We start from the raw sequence: 690 nt of genomic DNA, 5'->3' as shown, positions 1-690 counted from the left end.
CGGTGTCGGCCCCGACGTGCTGGTCGGCATCGCCATGGAACGCAGCATCGAGATGGTCGTCGCCCTGCTGGCGACCCTCAAGGCCGGTGGCGCCTACGTGCCGCTGGACCCGGAATACCCGCGCGAGCGCCTGGGTTACCTGTTCGACGACAGCGGCATCGCCCTGCTGCTGACCCAGCAGCGCCTGCTGGCACAGCTGCCGGTGCCCGAAGGCCTACCGCTGCTGGCCCTGGACACACTGGACCTGTGCGAGCACGCTCAGAGCAACCCGGACATTGCCCTGCACCCGGAGAACCTGGCCTACGTCATCTACACCTCTGGCTCCACCGGCAATCCCAAGGGCGCCGGCAACCGCCACAGCGCACTCACCAACCGCCTGTGCTGGATGCAGCAGGCCTACGCCCTGGACGCCAGCGACACGGTACTGCAGAAGACCCCGTTCAGCTTCGACGTGTCGGTGTGGGAGTTCTTCTGGCCGCTGATGACCGGTGCGCGCCTTGTGGTCGCTGCTCCTGGCGACCACCGTGACCCGGCCAGGCTGGTGGCGCTGATCAACCAGCACCAGGTCAGCACCCTGCACTTCGTACCGTCGATGCTGCAGGCCTTCCTGCTGGATGCCGGTGTGCCGAGCTGCACCAGCCTCACCCGCATCGTCTGCAGCGGCGAGGCCCTGCCGGTGGACGCGCAGCA

The 690-nt window shown here is 68.0% G+C and carries 1 protein-coding gene; it reads left to right on the top strand.

What is annotated here, in order from left to right; translation table 11 throughout:
- Nucleotides 1-690 (top strand): AMP-binding protein (locus NP552_RS25845; RefSeq protein ID WP_274097324.1); only part of this gene is annotated, 690 nt, incomplete at both ends.

The sequence above is a fragment of the Pseudomonas sp. 8209 genome, assembly GCF_028682105.1.
Lineage (GTDB): Bacteria > Pseudomonadota > Gammaproteobacteria > Pseudomonadales > Pseudomonadaceae > Aquipseudomonas > Aquipseudomonas palmensis.
The sequence above is the reverse complement of the archived record's forward strand: the minus strand, read 5'-3'. Positions and strand labels throughout refer to the sequence as shown.